The organism is Campylobacter curvus, from assembly GCF_013372125.1.
Classification (GTDB): domain Bacteria; phylum Campylobacterota; class Campylobacteria; order Campylobacterales; family Campylobacteraceae; genus Campylobacter_A; species Campylobacter_A curvus.
In genome coordinates, this window is sequence record NZ_CP053826.1 from 845047 (window position 1) to 861903 (window position 16857).

Genomic DNA, 16857 nt, shown 5'->3' on the forward strand with positions numbered 1-16857 from the left:
TACAAAGTTGTAAGATATCAAAATAATTTCATAAAAAAGGATATGTCGATGAGATCCATAACCAACAAAATAGCACTCATGCTATTGATTGCGTTATTTATCGCGTTTGCAGCTATATCAGCTGCTAGTTACTACACGGCCGAGAGTAAAGTCGTTGATCTTGTTGTCCAAAATCAAGATCAAATTTTAAAAGATGTTAAGGCGGTCACGGATACCTTTTTTGAGGAGTATACCGATGCGTCAAAGAGGTTTGCAAAAAAGATAGAGAATACTCCTAACGACGAGCAAAGCCTTTTGGCCGAGATCAAATTTCAAAAGGGACAAACCAGTTATTTGGTAGGAGATCTTTATTTTGGTAGAGATAGTGACGGCTATTTTTTCCAATCAGACGGCACAAGTTTAAAGCCTGATGTCGATAACTTCGATCCTAGAAAGCGCTCTTGGTATATCGCTGCTAAAGAAAAGGGCGGCGCCATATACAGTGAGCCTTACATAGAGGCGGTCAATAAAAAGCTAGTCATGAGCTTTGCCGCACCGGTTTATAAAGACGGTAAATTTGCAGGAGTATCGGCTATCGATCTAAAGATAGAAGATCTTAGCAAGAAAATTCTTGATATGGGTAAAACTAAATATAGCTATGTTTATATCATGCATAAAAATGGTGTGGTTTTGATACATAGTAACCCTGAAATAATAGGCAAAGTTGTTGACTTTAGTAAAACGGTTTCAACAAAGTTTAAAGATGGTGATTTTGATGAAAATGGCTTGATTTCTTACGTAAATCCTCAAGGTAAGAACGTAATGGCTAGAACTTTACCGATAAATGATGAGGGCTGGTTGGTCGTAGCGGCAATGGGAACGGATACCTTTTCTAGCAATACTCTCCCCCTCCTAAAAACCCAAATAGCCCTTGCCGTTATCTTCATCATCGCTCTTTCGGTATTTGTCTATTTCTTACTCAAAAAATCACTAAGTCCTATAAAGACCATACAAGAAAAGCTAAACGAAGTGTTCGCCTTCATCACTCATGAAGCAAAAGCTCCCGAGAAACTAGAGATAAACACTAATGATGAATTTGCTCAAATGAGTGGCAGCATCAATCAAAATATAGATAAAGTGATAGCTGGCATCAAAAAAGACAGCACCATGATAGATGAGCTAAACAATGTAGCAAACATGATGATAAGAGGAAATTTAGGAGCTAAAATTTCATCTGATCCAAATAACCCTGCATTGATGGAGCTAAAAAACCTACTAAATACTTTCTTTGCTTCCATATCTGAAAACCTAAAGAGCATAGTAAGCGTATTAAGCTCATATACCAAAAACGACTTCACTGCTAAAGTAGAGCTCAAAGACGGTATAGAAAGCGATATCAAAGATATGATAATGGGCGTCAAGTCTATGGGTGAAGTAGTATGCGAGATGCTAAAAGGAAATTTAGCTGAAGCTCAGTCTCTTGAAGAAAAGGCAAATGTATTAGCTCAGTCTATGAAAGAGCTGACAGATGGAGCGAACATACAAGCAAATTCACTTCAAGAAAGTGCAGCTGCAGTAGAGCAGATGTCTAGCTCAATGAACGCCATAAGCCAAAAAGCTCAAGATGTCACAAGACAATCCGAAGAGATTAAAAACATCATAGTGATAATTAGAGACATAGCAGATCAAACAAATCTTCTAGCACTAAATGCCGCAATAGAAGCAGCCAGGGCGGGAGAGCATGGTAGAGGCTTTGCAGTAGTTGCCGATGAAGTAAGAAAACTAGCAGAGAGGACTCAAAAGAGCTTAGGAGAGATAGAAGCTAATGCAAATGTCTTGGCTCAAAGCATAAACGAGATGAGTGAATCTATAAGAGAGCAAGCAGAAGGCATAAATATGATAAATCAATCTGTTTCTCAAATAGATAACCTAACTCACAAGAACATACAAATCATAGGCAAGACGAATGAAGTGACATCCGAGGTAGATGATATGGCTAAGCTCATAGTCACTGATGTAAGGAAGAAGAAATTTTAGAGTAGTAATAAAAAACTAAATGATCTGACAGCTTTGCGGTGCGACAAGGCTGTCAGGTTTTAGGATAGGAGCTGATCATGCAAGAGTGGGCTTTATGGGCATTAGCTTCTGCGGTATTTGCCGCACTGACTGCTATATTTGCAAAGATCGGCATCGAGGGCATAGACTCGAATTTTGCCACTTTTATAAGGACGCTAGTCATAGTAGTAGCCTTGATCCTTTTTCTCACATACGCTAAAAAATGGCAATCCCTTGAAACCTTGAGCGCAAAAAACTGGCTATTTTTGATACTTTCGGGTCTTGCTACCGGGGCATCGTGGCTGGCGTATTTTAAAGCACTTCAAATAGGCAAGGCGTCCCAGGTCGCGCCGATAGATAAATTTAGCCTCGTTTTGGTCGTCGTTTTTGCCGTGATATTTCTGGGGGAGCGTCCTAATATCAAAGAGTGGCTGGGTATCGCACTCATTACGAGTGGCGTTTTCGTGCTGGTTTTTAAGTAAATTTTTGCGTCTAAATTTTGGTGGCAATAGAGTGTAATAAAATTTTGTTTTATTAAAATAACGCCGAATAAAATCAAATTTCAGAGGAAAAATATGCTAGAAATTTTACGTTTCACTGACGAAAAGTCGGATAAGTTTTGGAAAATCGAGGCGCTCGGGTGCGAATTTGCTTTAAACTGGGGCAAATTTGGCACGAGCGGCAGATATGAGATAAAGGAGTTTGACAGCGAGCCAGAGTGCGAAAAGCAGGCGCAAAAGCTGCTTGCCTCCAAGCTAAAAAAGGGCTACGCGCGCAGCGAGCTTCCCAGCGGACATCTTTACTTTGACACCGATGAATTCGGGCTTCATCCGCTCACGAGCCATCCAAATTTTAGGCGGTATTTTTCAGATGCGATCTACTATGACGAGTGCGACGAGGAAGCTCCTTTTGGCAGCGATGACGGCAATGACGCGTTTAAATCGCTGCAAGAGGCGTTTCGCAAGGGCGATGTGCAGGCGCTTAAATTCGTGCGAGATTTGTTAGAGCGCGAGTGGGACTTCACCTATCTGCCACCGGATAAAAATCAAAGCGACGAGGAGCTAAAAGGCCTCGCAAAGCGTGATTTTAATGGGCTTTTGGGCGATCAGATCATGTATAGCAACGATCAAGTCATCATCGCCATTGCATTTGGCGAGATCAAAATTTCTGGCAAGATGAGCGATAAAAATTTAGCCCTCTTGGCGCTTGACTCTATGGAGCGCATAGAGCGGCTAAACCGCCTAGTTTGGGGACACGCGGGCGATGAGTCGTTTTATGCTGCGACCATGCGCCGCGACCTGATGAAATTTATGGCGGAGCAGTTGGGGTAAATTTGCGCTAAGTTTATCAAAAAATTTTGCGAACAAGCCATCTTCATCCGTAGGGTTCATTTTGCTAAATTCGCCCTCTCATGCTCCAAAAGCCAAATTTTGGTCGCGAGCCCATCGCCGCCAGAGTATCCGCCAAGCCCGTTTGCGGCGACCACTCGGTGGCAGGGGATGATGATGGGGATTTTATTTTTGGCGTTTGCCGAGCCTGCCGCGCGGTATGCCCGCTCTTTGCCCGTCATCTGCGCGAGCTGCGCGTAAGTGATCGTCTCGCCGTATGGGATTTTGAGCAAATTTTCATAGACGCTTTTTTGAAATGCTGTGCCGCTGATGTTTAGCTTTGTGGTGAAAATTTTAAGCTCGCCTTTAAAATACTGCGCGAGTTCGCTTAAACAAAGCTTTAAATTTGCATCCGTCACGTCCGTTTTGATAAATTCTCGCACAAAATTTAGCTCGCAAACTCCGCTCTCATCGCCGCATATCTCTAAAACCCCGATCGGCGAGTCAAAATAAGCCTTTTGCAAAATCGCTCCTTTAAAATTTGATACGCTAAATTTAGCAAAATTTGCTTTATATTTTTATGTGTTTTTGATAAAATAGGCGCAAAAAATAAGGGGAGAACGATGGGCTTTTCATCAGAATACGAAAAACACGTGCGTGAGCGAGAGGCGCTTGGAGTGCCACCGTTGCCGTTAAATGCGGAGCAGACGCGTCAAGTTTGCGAGCTTTTGAGGCTTGGCGGACTAAGAGAAAGCGAGTGTCTTGGCCTGGCAAGTGGGCGCGCGCCGAGCTTTGAGCTAAACGATGAAAATTTAGGCAAGGTCTGGGAGGAGTTTGAGGAAAATGAAAAAGGGCAAATTTGGCTCGTAGATCTGCTCGCAAACCGCGTCCAGCCCGGCGTCGATGACGCAGCGAAAGTGAAGGCGGAATTTTTAAACGAGATTATAAATCATGACCTTGATATAAAAGGGCTTGATAAATTTGCCGCACTTAAAATGCTGGGAACGATGCTTGGCGGATACAATGTCATCGTGCTAATCGCCGCGCTTGATAGCCCCGACGAGGCGGTCGCTCGCGCAGCCTGTAATGAGCTAAAAAACATCATTTTCGTGCATGATTATTTTAACGACGTGCTAAATTTAAGCAAGCACAATAAATTTGCCCTCGAAGTCCTGCACTCGTGGGCTAGGGCGGAGTGGTTTTTGTCGCGCGAGAAGCTGCCCCAGCTCATCCGTGCGGTCGTTTTCAAGGTCGCAGGCGAGACCAACACCGACGATCTAAGCCCGGCTAGCGAGGCCTTCACGCGCTCTGACATCCCGCTACACGCAAACGCGATGCTCTCTAAACGCCAGCCGGGCAGCTTAGAGACGATAAAAGAGCTTAAAAAAAGCGGTCGCGAGGTCGTCTATGTGGGCGACGTGGTCGGCACGGGCAGTAGCCGAAAGAGTGGCATAAACTCGATCCAGTGGCATCTAGGGCGCGAGATAGAGGGCGTGCCGAATAAAAAAACGGGCGGCATCGTCATCGGTGGCGTGATCGCTCCGATATTTTTCAACACCGCCGAGGATAGCGGCGCACTGCCGATCGTCGCCGACGTGAGCGCACTCGAAACGGGCGATCTCATCGACATCTACCCGTATCGCGGCGAGATCGTGAGAGTAGGGCGAAGTGGCGAAGAGGGCGTAAATTTAAGTGATGAGAGTGACGAAAATGAGGGGCAAATTTACAGCGATAAGGCGTGTCTGGGTGCAGGAGCTAGCGCGTGTCAAAACGGCGCGCAAGGTCAAATTTATGACGATACCGCAAATGGTTCGCATGCACAAGCTCCCGAGCTGGTCGCTAAATTTACCCTCTCGCCAAACACCCTGCTAGATGAGATTAGAGCCGGCGGGCGCATACCGCTCATCATTGGGCGCGGACTTTGCACGAAGGCTAGGGCGGCTCTAAATTTAGGCGCGGAGCAGATTTTCGCTAAGCCGGAGCAGCCAAAAGAGGACGTCGGCGGCTATACGCTCGCGCAAAAGATAGTCGGCAGGGCGTGCGGTGTGCAGGGCGTGCGAGCCGGCAGCTACGTAGAGCCGCTCACGCTCACGGTCGGCTCGCAGGATACGACCGGGCCGATGACGCGCGACGAGATAAAGGAGCTGGCAAGCCTTGGCTTTTCGTGCGACTTCGTGCTGCAAAGCTTTTGCCATACGGCGGCGTATCCCAAGGCGAGCGACGCGATACTGCATAAAAATTTGCCAAAATTTATCAACTCTCGCGGCGGCGTGAGCTTGAAACCAGGCGATGGCGTCATCCACTCGTGGCTAAATCGCATGGTACTGCCCGACACGGTCGGTACGGGCGGGGATAGCCATACGCGCTTTCCTATCGGTATCAGCTTCCCGGCGGGTAGCGGGCTGGTGGCGTTTGCCGCGGTGCTGGGCGCTATGCCGCTAAATATGCCAGAGTCCGTGCTGGTGCGCTTCACGGGGCAACTGCAAGAGGGCATCACGCTGCGAGACCTCGTCAATGCGATCCCCTACTACGCGATAAAGCGCGGGCTGCTAAGCGTCGAAAAGAAGGGCAAGAAAAACGTCTTTGCGGGTAAAATTTTAGAGATCGAGGGACTGGAAAATTTAAAGGTCGAGCAGGCTTTCGAACTTAGCGACGCCTCCGCCGAGCGCTCCGCCGCTGCGTGCGTGGTAAATTTAGACATCAAGCCCGTGGTGGAGTATATCCGCTCAAATGTCGCGCTCATCGAAGCGATGATAAACGCGGGCTACGAGAGCCGCGCTACATTACAGCGTCGCCGCGAAAAGATGCTCGCGTGGCTGGAAAATCCGAGCCTTCTAAGGGCTGATAAGGACGCGAGATACGCCGAAGTGATCGAGATAAATTTAAATGAGATCACCGAGCCGATACTGGCGTGCCCGAACGATCCCGACGATGTCGCGACGCTGGGCGAGATTTTGCGCGATGAAAGGCGGGCGAAAAATATCGACGAGGTTTTTGTGGGAAGCTGCATGACGAACATCGGGCACTACCGCGCTTTGGGCGAGATCTTAAAGGGCGAGGGGCAGATCCCTACGCGCCTTTGGGTCGTGCCGCCGACGAAAATGGATAAAGACACTCTCACGCAGGAGGGGTATTACAGCGTGTTTGGCGGGGCTGGCGCGCGTATAGAGGTGCCTGGCTGCTCGCTTTGCATGGGTAATCAAGCCCGCGTGCGAGACGGCGCGGTGGTGTTCTCGACCTCGACGCGAAATTTCGACAATCGCATGGGCATGGGCGCGCAGGTGTATCTTGGCAGTGCCGAGCTGGCGGCGGTCTGCGCGATACTTGGCAGGCTGCCAAGCGTGGATGAATACATGCGAATCGTCCCGCAAAAGCTCGCTGGCAAGCAAGAGCAAATTTATCGGTATTTAAATTTTAACGAGATAGAAAATTTTGAGATCGGGTGAGAGCTACGGGGGAAATTTAGTCGGGCTGGGATAGTAAAATTTAGGCTGATGGCCGTTAAATTTGTGGTCTGTGTAAAATTTACCGGCTAAATTTATCTCATAGTTGGCATTAAATTTTAGACCTATTGGCATCGCGATATAGCCGATTGAAAATTTGCGGCAGTCAGCTCCCTCGCGTCTAAAAATCATCTGTGCTCGCTACGTAATTCCACGACTCGCTGATCGTCGCTACCGCCATCAAATCAGCTAAATTTAGGCACTCCAAAATACAAGCATTTCGTGCATAAATCAAGCGTAAAATTTATGAAATTCACAGTAAAATAAGCTCAAATTCTAACCCGAAAGGAGAAAAAATGAGAGCAAAATTTACGCTCGCTTTGCTTGCCGTTTTGCTTGGCGGTGCGCTAAATGCGGCACAGTTTCGCGCAGAGGACAAGGTCGCCGAGGAATACAAGCCCTACATGCAAAGCTGGGCGGTCGATTTTTCAGACGCAAATTTAAGAGCCACCGCGAAAAAGAGGCAAGACGAGCTAGCCGCGAGCACGATGCAGCCCACAGCCAGCCTCATCGCTCCCGCAAATGGCGAGCAGCCCGCCGTGCCGCTGTATCTTTACCGTGGCAAAAACGCGCCGCAGCTCTCGCCTCTCATTTATTTCATCCACGGCGGCGGCTATCTGATGGGCAACGCAAAGTCTAAGGGTGCGCGCCTCATGCAGCTTGCAAACGAGCTAAACGCCACGGTCGCGAGCGTGGAGTATCGTTTGTCGAGCGTCGCACCCTTTCCTGCCGATCTAAACGACGCTTATAACGGGCTGAAATATCTTTTTGAAAACGCAAAAAGCCTAGGACTAGATAGGCGCAAGGTCGTCGTGATGGGCGAGAGCGCAGGCGGCGGACTGGCGGCGAGGCTAGCGCTCTATGCGCGCGACAAGGGCGAGCTTAGCCTAGCCGGGCAGGTGCTCGTCTATCCGATGCTAGATCACCGCACGGGCGGAGCGGACTCGATATATGACGATAAAAATACGGGCGAGTTCGTCTGGACGGCGGCGGCAAATGTCGCGGGCTGGACGGCTCTGCGCGGCGGACAAGCGATCAGTGAAGAACAAATGCCGTATTTCTCGCCTGCGCTCGCTAAAAATTTACGCGGCTTGCCGCAGGTTTTTATGGTCACGGGCGAGCTTGATCTTTTCGTACACGAGGATATCGACTATGCAAATAGACTGCTCGCAAACGGCGTCAGTACCGAGCTTTTGGTGATCCCAAACGTCTTTCACAGCTTTGATAGCGTAAATGAAAACTCGCCGCAGACGAAGCTTTATTTTAAGCTGCGAAACGAGGCAATAGAGCGGATGTTTAAGGCGGCAAAGTGAAATTTGAAGCGAACGTGCGAGATAGAGGGCTACTCGTATCGCCCCAGATGCTTTATAAAACAATATGTCAAGAGAAATTTTAACGCGGCTCGGGGCAAATTCTGGAAAAACGATAAAAATTTTATGATTTTTGGACATAAATCCAGCCAAATAAGCGAGTTTAGCGTTTAATTTTGTTAAAATAGCGTAAATTTTAGGAGGCGGCATGAAAAGGTTGAGTATTTTTTTGCTTTTTTTATCGAACTTGATTGCGCATGCGCAGGGGCTTAGCTGCGAGAATTTGGGCTCTAAAGAGGCATTTGCCAGCGCTCCTAAAGATTTTGTGTATATGGATGAGAAAATTTTCTCCTGCGACGGATCGGCGCTAAATTTAGCTGTCGTGAAAGATCTCTTTGACGCCGCAAAGGTCGTGCGCGGCGAAAATCAAAGCTGCGTGGGAAACATCGTTTATACTGAAAATTTAAATAAATTTAGATGGCTCGTTTTAGAGGCCAGCTTCGCTCCGTCGATCTATGCAAAAACGCTTGAAAAGCCCGAGATCTCCGAGGCTCAAAAAGACGCTCAGATGGACTATTTTAGGTACTGGGCAAACAAATCGCTATATAATTTCATCAAATACAAAGAATTTTTAAAATTTTATAACGACGCACAAACTCCACTCGTGAAATTTTATGAAGATAAGGGAATAGATGCTGGCAGTGCGGCGTATTACGCTACGAGCTTGGTCGGAGAATTCCTCACTTTCGCCGTCGGCAAGCAAGATATAAACGCCACGAATAAGCCCGCGCTCTCTGATGAGCAGAAAATTTTGAGCGATAAGACGGCCGGATTTGACTACATCGCTTCGCTGCTTTACTCTAAAAATTTTACCCCGTTTGAGCTCACGAATATGCTAGATACCGCGCTTTTATACGAGCAAGACACCGATGTCATAAACGAAATTTTAAAACGCGGCGCGCAGATAAATGCAGGCGATGAGACGCCAATATTTTTCGCTCTTAAAAATTTAAAAAACGTCGAATTTCTGATAAAAAAGGGTGCAGACGTAAATCATAAAAATTTTTTCGGAAAGAGCGCTTTGTTTTATGCCGTGCAGTTTGACGATGCGAGGCTGACGCAGCTTTTGATCGCAAACGGCGCGAACGTCAATGAAAGATACATCGATGAGAATACCAAGATCGCTATGCTAAATTTAGGCGAGGAGTCGTTTTTGGGCAACACTTGCGCGCTCGAGCACACGTCAAGGTCGGTTTTCATGCACGCAGCGGCGCATTCTAGCGCTGAAATTTTAGAGCTTTTAAGACAAAGCGGTGCTGACATACAAGCAGTCGATGAGGCCGGCTTTAACGCGATGGACTACGCTGTAAAAAACGGCAATGACGCTGCGGTAGGATATCTAAAAACGCTAAATTTAAAGCCAAATATCGAATAAAGGAGCAAAGATGAAAGGAACGGCTTTTATCACCGGTGCGACATCGGGATTTGGAGATGCGATCGCTAGGAGACTTTCACTGGATGGCTACAAGATCATCGCGCTTGGTAGGCGCAAAGAAAGACTGGAAAAACTAGCCGGTGAGCTTGGAAATACGCATATAATAGCTGCTGACATCAGAGATAAAAAGGCCGTTTTCGACGCAGTCAAAAATTTGCCTGAAAATTTCAAGGATATCGAGGTCTTGGTAAATAACGCGGGACTCGCCCTCGGTCAGGAAAGAACGATAGATGCGAGCATCGAGGACTTTGAGACGATGGTAGATACGAACATCAAAGGACTTTTATACTCGACAAAGGCCATCTTGCCGATAATGACGCAACGAAAAAGCGGGTATATCTTTAACCTAGGCTCGGTTGCAGGCCACTGGCCGTATCCTGGCGGCAACGTCTATGGCGGCACGAAAGCCTTCGTAAAGCAGTTTAGCTACAACCTACGAAACGATCTGCTAGGCACAGGCATACGCGTGACCGAGATAGCTCCGGGCCTTTGCAAGACCGAATTTAGCGAGGTTCGCTTTAAGGGAGACAAGGCCAAGGCCGACTCCATCTACGCAAATACGCAGTTCATCACGGCCGATGATATCGCGACTATGGTACTAAACTGCTTAAATCTGCCAAAGAGCGTGAACGTAAATTTGCTCGAAGTCATGGCGACGACGCAGACTTGGGCGGGATTTTATTTTGAAAGAGATTGATTTAAATTTATAAAGGGGAAGATGCGGATGAGAAAATCTTTATTTTTCATTTCGATGCTGTTTTTGCCGATGTTGGCATTTGCTGTCGATGCGGAGGTCGCGAAGAAAAATGCCGAAATTTTTGGTATTTGGACGCTCGTGCCGCCGGTAGTCGCGATCGTTTTGGCGTTTATCACCAAAGACGTCGTTTTGTCGCTGTTTTTGGGCGTTTTTAGCGGAACTTTTTTAATAAATGTCGTGAGCTCGAACATTTTTATGACATTTGTTAAGGGTTTTACGAGTATCGTGCAAAGGGTGGTCGGCTCGCTGGCTGACAGCTGGAACGCGGGCATCGTGTTGCAGGTGCTTTGTATCGGCGGTGTGGTCGCGCTCATCACCAAAATGGGTGGTACGAAGGCGGTCGCGCTGTGGCTAAGCAAGCGTGCAAAAACGGGCGTCTCGGCTCAAATTTCAACCTGGCTCATGGGGCTTTTTGTATTTTTTGACGACTACGCAAACGCCCTCATCGTAGGTCCTATCATGCGCCCGATAACGGATAAATTTAAGGTTAGTCGCGAGAAGCTAGCTTTCATCATCGACGCTACCGCCGCACCTGTCGCAGGGCTTGCCGTGATCTCGACGTGGGTCGGGCTTGAAATCTCGCTCATCAAGCAAGGCTACGAGCTCATCGGCGTGACCGATATAAACGCATTTGGCATCTTCGTCGAGACGATCCCTTATCGTTTTTACAACCTTTTCATGCTGTTTTTTATCGTTTGTATCGCCTTTATGGGGCGTGATTTTGGTAGTATGCTAAAAGCCGAGCGCAGGGCAAAGGCCGGCGAGCTACACTCCGGCAGATCGATGATGAGCGATGTAGAGGACAAGACGCTTGAGCCAAAAGAGGGTATAAAGCTGCAAGCCTCAAATGCCGTGATCCCGCTTTTGGTGCTGATTATCGGAGCATTTGTGAGCTTTTACTTCAGCGGGCTTAGTTCGCTTGAGGGCGAGGCACTGGCTGCTGCACAGGCTCATCCTCTCTCTTTTGAAACTTTCCAGGCTACGTTTGGTAAGGCCGATGCGTCTGTCGCGCTGTTTCAGTCTGCGCTTTTAGCCACTGTCGTCGCCATTATCATGGCCGTTTATAGGAAAATTTTGACCGTGCGCGAGGCGATCGAGACATGGGGCAAAGGCTGGAAAACGATGATAACCACGATCATCATCCTGCTTCTTGCGTGGTCGCTAAGCTCCGTTATCAAAGAGCTTGGCACGTCACGCTATCTAGTCGATCTGCTCTCACAATCGACCCCAAAAATCATACTCCCGGCGTCGATTTTCATTTTGGGCTCGTTTATCAGCTTTTCAACCGGTACGAGCTATGGCACGATGGGTATCTTGATGCCTCTTGCCATACCACTAGCAAGCGCCGTTGGCGCAAACAGCGGACTCGCAGGTGACGCGCTACATGCTTATATGATCGTAAATATCTCGGCGGTGCTAACAGGCGCGATATTTGGCGATCACTGCTCGCCAATCTCGGATACTACGATACTCTCATCAATGGGTGCAGGCTGCAACCACATCGACCACGTCCAGACGCAAATGCCTTACGCGCTTAGCGTGTGCGCGATCAGTATCGTCGTGGGCTACCTGCCTGTTGCGCTTGGGCTAAGTATCTGGATCGCACTGCCGCTTGGGCTTTTGGTGACTGCGCTGTTTGTTAGATTTGTCGGGCAGAAGGTGGAAGCGTAGTTGCGATGCGTGCATTTTGGCGAGTGCGGCAGCTGCACGCTCGCCTTGCCTTATGAGGATCAGCTAAATTTCAAGGCAAATTTTATAGCGGATAAATTTAGAGAATTTTTTGACGGCGAGCTTGAAATTTTTAGCTCTAAGCCGCAAAGATACCGCAGCAGGGCGGAATTTGGCATTTGGCACGAAAATGACGAGATCTACTACACGATGCACGGCTCAAGGTCAAAATTTATCAAAATTTCAGAGTGCTTGAAGGTAGATGAAAGTATAGCCGCCCTCATGCCAAGGCTACTTGAAGAGCTTGGCGCCTCAAACGAGCTGAAAAGTAAAATTTTTGGCGTGGAGTTCATATCTACAAGCGAGCTTTGCGCTGTCATCTTGCTCTATCACAAGAGGCTTGACGGTCTTGAAGCCGCTTTTAGCGAGCTTGCAAAAAGGCTTGGCGTAAAGATCGTCGCCCGTTCGCGCGGTCAAAAGATAAGTAGCGACGAGCGCGAGCTGTGCGATAGCTTTGAGATAAACGGGCTAAGATACGCTCTAAATTTTAGCGACAGTGCATTTATCCAGCCAAACAAGGGCGTAAATGAAAAGATGATATCCTGGGCTATGAACGCCGTGCAAAATGCTAAAGATATGCTTGAGATGTATTGCGGGCACGGCAATTTCACTATCCCGCTGGCGGGCAAATTTAGGCGCGTGCTAGCGACTGAAATTTCAAAAAGCTCGATCGCAAACGCCCTGAAAAACTGCGAGCGAAACGGCATCGGCAATATCAAATTTTTACGTATGAGTGCCGAGGAGCTGATGAGCGCGTTTAGCGGTGAGCGAGAATTTAGGCGTTTGGAGGGCGTAAATTTGGCTGATTTTGCCTTCTCGCATGTGCTTGTCGATCCGCCGCGTGCGGGACTTGAAACGAGCGTGATAAATTTCATCAAAAACTACGAAAACATCATCTATATATCCTGTAACCCGCAGACGCTTTATGAAAATTTAAAAGAGCTTGGCCTCACGCACAAAGCGGTGAAATTTGCGATGTTCGATCAGTTCGCAAATACAAATCACATCGAGTGCGGAGTGGTTTTGAAAAAAGATGAGTATAGATGAAATTTTAAAAAACGCAAAGAGTGTGGCTATCGTAGGGCTAAGTCCTGATGAGAGCAAGGCTAGCAACATGGTGGCGCGCTATCTTTTGCAAAACGGGTTTAAAATCTACCCCGTTTATCCTAAAGAGGATGAAATTTTAGGGCTTAAAGTATATAGGAATTTAAGCCAAATAAGCGAACCCATCGATATCGTAGTGATGTTTAGAAAGGGAGAATTCGCACAGATTTTGATCGACGAGGTCATACGAAAAAGTGTCTTGACGCTTTGGCTGCAGCTTGGCATAGTAAATGAAGCCGCAAAGCTCAAAGCCAGCCAAAACGGCGTAAATTTCGTGCAAGATAAATGTATAAAAATAGAATTTGAAAGGTTGAAAAATGGTATCACTAAATAAAATCATCCAAGCCAAGATCACGATAGGGCATTTCGTAAATAAAACCCCTTTTGCGTTTTCGGCTAGGCTTAGTAGCGTAACGGGCGCTGATATCTATCTAAAAGAGGAAAATTTACAGCGAACGGGTGCGTATAAGATCCGCGGCGCTTATAACAAGATCGCAAATTTGACGAGCGATCAGCGAAAGATGGGCGTAGTCGCCGCAAGCGCAGGAAATCACGCTCAAGGTGTCGCCATCTCAGCGCGTGAATTTGGCGTGCGCGCGGTCATCGTCATGCCTGAGTCCACTCCGCTGCTAAAGGTTTCTGGTACGAAAGATCTTGGCGCGGAAGTCATACTAAAGGGTGACAACTTCGACGAAGCGTATGAATTTGCAGTCACTTACGCCAAAGAGCAGGGGATGAATTTCATACATCCTTTTAATGATGAATTCGTCATGGCAGGGCAGGGCACGATAGGCCTTGAGATGCTTGATGATATGAGCGATCTTGATATAGTCGTAGTGCCTGTTGGCGGCGGCGGTCTGGCTAGTGGCGTGGCCAGCTGCGTAAAACAGGTAAATCCTCACATCAAAGTAGTCTGCGTGGGAGCTAAGGGCGCACCTGCGATGTGGCAGAGCTTTAACGCTAAAAAGAGCATAAATTCAAAATCAGTCCGTACGATCGCCGATGGTATCGCTGTCCGTGATGCCAGTGAGATAACTCTGGCAAATATCATTGAATGTGTCGATGAATTCGTGCAGGTAGATGACGAAGAGATCGCGACTGCGATACTGTTTTTGCTAGAGAGTCAAAAGATCGTCGTAGAGGGTGCCGGCGCCGCAGGAGTAGCTGCGCTTATGCACGGCAAGATAAAGCACAAAAAGGGCGCAAAGATCGGCATCGTGTTAAGTGGCGGCAATATCGACGTACAGATGCTTTCTATCATCATCGAAAAGGGTCTCATAAAGTCTGCACGCAAGATGACGATACAAGTTACCTTGATAGACAAGCCGGGCGCGTTGCTGGCGCTTACCGACGCGCTAAAAGATGCGAACGCAAATATCGTAAAGATCGACTACGATCGCTTTTCGACCGAGCTTGAATACGGCGATGCGAGCATCACTATCACACTTGAGACCAAGGGCGCAGAACATCAAGAACGCATAAAAAAGGTGCTTAAAGAGCATGGATTTGAATTTACGCAGGTGTTTTGATCTGACAGATAGATAGTGTAAATTTAGGCTTTAGCGGGCTAAATTTATAAGGATCAAAAAATGAAACGAGAAATTTCATCTTTTATATTAACCAACGAAGAGCGTAAGTTCCTAGGCTTAGAGCCCTTGCCAGCGTACTGGGAGGCTGTGAGGATAGGGGAGACGGACTATTTTTTGACGGTGACGTCATACGAAAGATTATAACATCTACGAGTGAGCGATACTACGAGACGCAGCTTTGTGAGCGCACGGCTGAAAACCGCACCATCGTGCTACCAAAGACCGCGCGGGGCAAACCAAAGAAGCTAAATTTCACCACTACGCAGTCATTTAAGGGGCTTGGCGTGTATTTTAGTTTTACCGCTAGCTCCGTCATCATCGCAAATTTCACTACGCAAACGACGTTTTACTACGAGGATATTGGAGAAGGTAAAGAAGACAAAGACATCGCCATCAAATTTAAAAACTGGCTGGAAAAATGGATAGTAGATACATCAAAAGCTGATCTAGCGGAGCTTGAAGCCTTTAAAAACACCTCACGCCAACACTGCAAATTTAAAGAAGGCGACTTTTTCACATTTAAATTTGATAGGCGTAAGTGGGGCTTTGGGCGTATTTTAATCGATGTGGCAAAACGCCGTAAAACGCCCGAATTTGCTCGTCTAAGACACGCTGGACTAAATAACCTAATGGGTAAGGCGCTCATCGTAAAGGTCTATCTCACTGTAAGTGATACTCCAAATACCGATCTGGACGCACTCACTGCTATGCCAGCCCTGCCAGCACAGGCTATAATGGATAACTGCTTTTACTACGGCGAATATAAGATCATCGGACACAGACCCCTTGAACTACGCGATCTAGACGGCGCACCGATCTCGTTTAGCAGGAGTATCAGCCATGCTGATCCAGACTATGTTTATTTGCAATATGGGCTAATTTATAAAGAAGCTTCAGCGGCTAAATTTAAAAAATTTGTCCGCAAAGGCGAATTTGGCCCGATCCTTACCGAAACGAAGCTATCGGCTGGTCTTTGTTTATAGGGGACTTAAAAGAAGGTCCAGTAAAACAAGGCATCGAAATTTATGATAAAAACGATCTGCGAAACCCTGAAAATATCGAGATAAAAAGAGAGATATTCAAATTTTTTGGCTTGGATGCGGACGCCGGGTATGAGGAAAATTTGAGGCTTTTTGAAAAAGAGCCAGAGATATGAATCGGCTCGTGCGAGGGTATATCGGCGGATATAGGCTTGTTTGGATAAATTTAAAGGCATACAAAAAAGACTGAATTTGACCTGTGATTTAACAAATCTTTTATCAAGATTTGCTACAATCTGCCGCATAAAGGAGCGAAAATGACCGAATACACTAGCCTTATTTTAGCTATTTTGCTGCTCGTATGCGTGGTGGCGATATTTAAATTTAATAAAGCCCTAAAAGAGGCGCAAAAGCCCGTCACTACGAGCATAACGACCGATATAGAACAGATAAAATCCATCGGCGAGCTCTCCGTATTTCAAGTATATAGCAAAGAGATCGTCACAAAGACCGATCACGCGTTTGGAAATTTTGGCAAAGAGTATCTTAGATGGCTCGTGAGCGAGAAAAAGCTCTCGATGATATTTGAGTTCGAGATAAATTTCATCTACGATCTAACGAGTCCGAAGCTTGAGATAACGCAGATCGCAAACTCCAAATACAAGGTCAAAATGCCGCCTTGCAAGTATAAATTTTCGATCGCTAATATGAAATTTTATGACGAGAAAAATGGTAAATTTATCCCGTTTTTGTTGCCCGACTCGCTAAACGGCTTTTTTGGAAGTAGCTTTAGAGAAGAGGATAAGAACCGCCTGATAGAGGAGGCGCGAAGCGAGGTCGAAAAGATGAGTATCAGGCTCATCTCGCAGCTACAAAGCAAGATCCACAAGTCCGCTCGCGATACGCTAGAGGCCATCGCCAAAAGCTTCGGGGCGAATTGCGTCATTTTTGAATTTAATGACAACGAAGAGCAGATAGGCTCGCAGCTAAAGCTTGAAAACATCGCTTAGACAGCCTTTAAAAGCCTTA

At 47.0% G+C, this 16857-nt stretch carries 16 protein-coding genes; 14 read left to right on the forward strand and 2 right to left on the reverse strand.

The features are described from left to right. Positions 1–48: 48 nt before the first annotated feature. From CCVT_RS04160 to CCVT_RS04170, 3 genes are all read left to right on the forward strand, one after another. On the forward strand, positions 49–2016 hold the full coding sequence (locus tag CCVT_RS04160) for a methyl-accepting chemotaxis protein (RefSeq protein WP_176308866.1): 1968 nt from the start codon (positions 49–51) through the stop codon (positions 2014–2016). 77 nt (positions 2017–2093) lie between these two features. Further along, positions 2094–2516, forward strand: coding sequence for an EamA family transporter (locus CCVT_RS04165; RefSeq protein WP_018135846.1), 423 nt, complete (start codon positions 2094–2096; stop codon positions 2514–2516). A 93-nt stretch (positions 2517–2609) separates the two neighbouring features. After that, positions 2610–3365, forward strand: a complete 756-nt coding sequence (locus tag CCVT_RS04170; RefSeq protein WP_018135847.1) for a WGR domain-containing protein — start codon at positions 2610–2612, stop codon at positions 3363–3365. A gap of 56 nt (positions 3366–3421) precedes the next feature. Here the strand turns inward: CCVT_RS04170 and CCVT_RS04175 are convergent, their stop codons facing one another. Next, entirely contained in the window at positions 3422–3886 is a 465-nt protein-coding gene (locus CCVT_RS04175) for a methylated-DNA--[protein]-cysteine S-methyltransferase (RefSeq protein ID WP_018135848.1), read from the reverse strand. Positions 3887–3985: 99 nt separating this feature from the next. Here CCVT_RS04175 and CCVT_RS04180 point away from each other — a divergent pair, with 99 nt between their 5' ends. Beyond that, positions 3986–6808 (forward strand): bifunctional aconitate hydratase 2/2-methylisocitrate dehydratase, encoded by a 2823-nt coding sequence (locus CCVT_RS04180; protein WP_018135849.1) that lies wholly within the window; start codon positions 3986–3988, stop codon positions 6806–6808. Between the two features lie 3 nt (positions 6809–6811). Here the strand turns inward: CCVT_RS04180 and CCVT_RS04185 are convergent, their stop codons facing one another. Next, entirely contained in the window at positions 6812–6997 is a 186-nt protein-coding gene (locus tag CCVT_RS04185; protein WP_018135850.1) for a hypothetical protein, read from the reverse strand. Positions 6998–7161: 164 nt separating this feature from the next. On the opposite strand from CCVT_RS04185, the gene CCVT_RS04190 reads away from it, so the two are divergent. The 10 genes from CCVT_RS04190 (at position 7162) to CCVT_RS04230 (ending at position 16838) form a co-directional block, all read left to right on the forward strand. Further along, positions 7162–8178, forward strand: coding sequence for an alpha/beta hydrolase (locus CCVT_RS04190; RefSeq protein WP_018135851.1), 1017 nt, complete (start codon positions 7162–7164; stop codon positions 8176–8178). 205 nt (positions 8179–8383) lie between these two features. Further along, a complete protein-coding gene (locus tag CCVT_RS04195; RefSeq protein WP_018135853.1) occupies positions 8384–9610 on the forward strand; it encodes an ankyrin repeat domain-containing protein in 1227 nt (408 codons plus the stop codon). Between the two features lie 10 nt (positions 9611–9620). Beyond that, a complete protein-coding gene (locus tag CCVT_RS04200) occupies positions 9621–10367 on the forward strand; it encodes an SDR family NAD(P)-dependent oxidoreductase (protein WP_018135854.1) in 747 nt (248 codons plus the stop codon). A 27-nt stretch (positions 10368–10394) separates the two neighbouring features. After that, on the forward strand, positions 10395–12098 hold the full coding sequence (locus CCVT_RS04205) for a Na+/H+ antiporter NhaC family protein (protein ID WP_018135855.1): 1704 nt from the start codon (positions 10395–10397) through the stop codon (positions 12096–12098). Beyond that, positions 12099–13202: a tRNA (uridine(54)-C5)-methyltransferase TrmA gene (gene trmA / locus CCVT_RS04210; protein WP_018135856.1), complete on the forward strand. Its 1104-nt coding sequence runs from the start codon at positions 12099–12101 to the stop codon at positions 13200–13202. Beyond that, positions 13189–13593 (forward strand): CoA-binding protein, encoded by a 405-nt coding sequence (locus CCVT_RS04215; RefSeq protein WP_018135857.1) that lies wholly within the window; start codon positions 13189–13191, stop codon positions 13591–13593. Before trmA ends, CCVT_RS04215 begins: the two co-directional genes overlap by 14 nt. Next, entirely contained in the window at positions 13577–14788 is a 1212-nt protein-coding gene (gene ilvA, locus CCVT_RS04220) for a threonine ammonia-lyase (protein ID WP_018135858.1), read from the forward strand. The genes CCVT_RS04215 and ilvA overlap by 17 nt, the downstream gene beginning before the upstream one ends. Before the next feature lie 269 nt (positions 14789–15057). Beyond that, positions 15058–15831, forward strand: a complete 774-nt coding sequence (locus CCVT_RS04225) for an immunity 26/phosphotriesterase HocA family protein (protein ID WP_211205623.1) — start codon at positions 15058–15060, stop codon at positions 15829–15831. Beyond that, positions 15822–16004 carry a hypothetical protein gene (locus CCVT_RS09810; protein ID WP_211205624.1) on the forward strand — a complete coding sequence of 61 codons (183 nt, stop codon included), beginning with the start codon at positions 15822–15824 and terminating at the stop codon, positions 16002–16004. The genes CCVT_RS04225 and CCVT_RS09810 overlap by 10 nt, the downstream gene beginning before the upstream one ends. A gap of 141 nt (positions 16005–16145) precedes the next feature. Next, on the forward strand, positions 16146–16838 hold the full coding sequence (locus CCVT_RS04230; protein ID WP_018135860.1) for a DUF4230 domain-containing protein: 693 nt from the start codon (positions 16146–16148) through the stop codon (positions 16836–16838). The last annotated feature ends 19 nt before the right edge of the window (positions 16839–16857 follow it).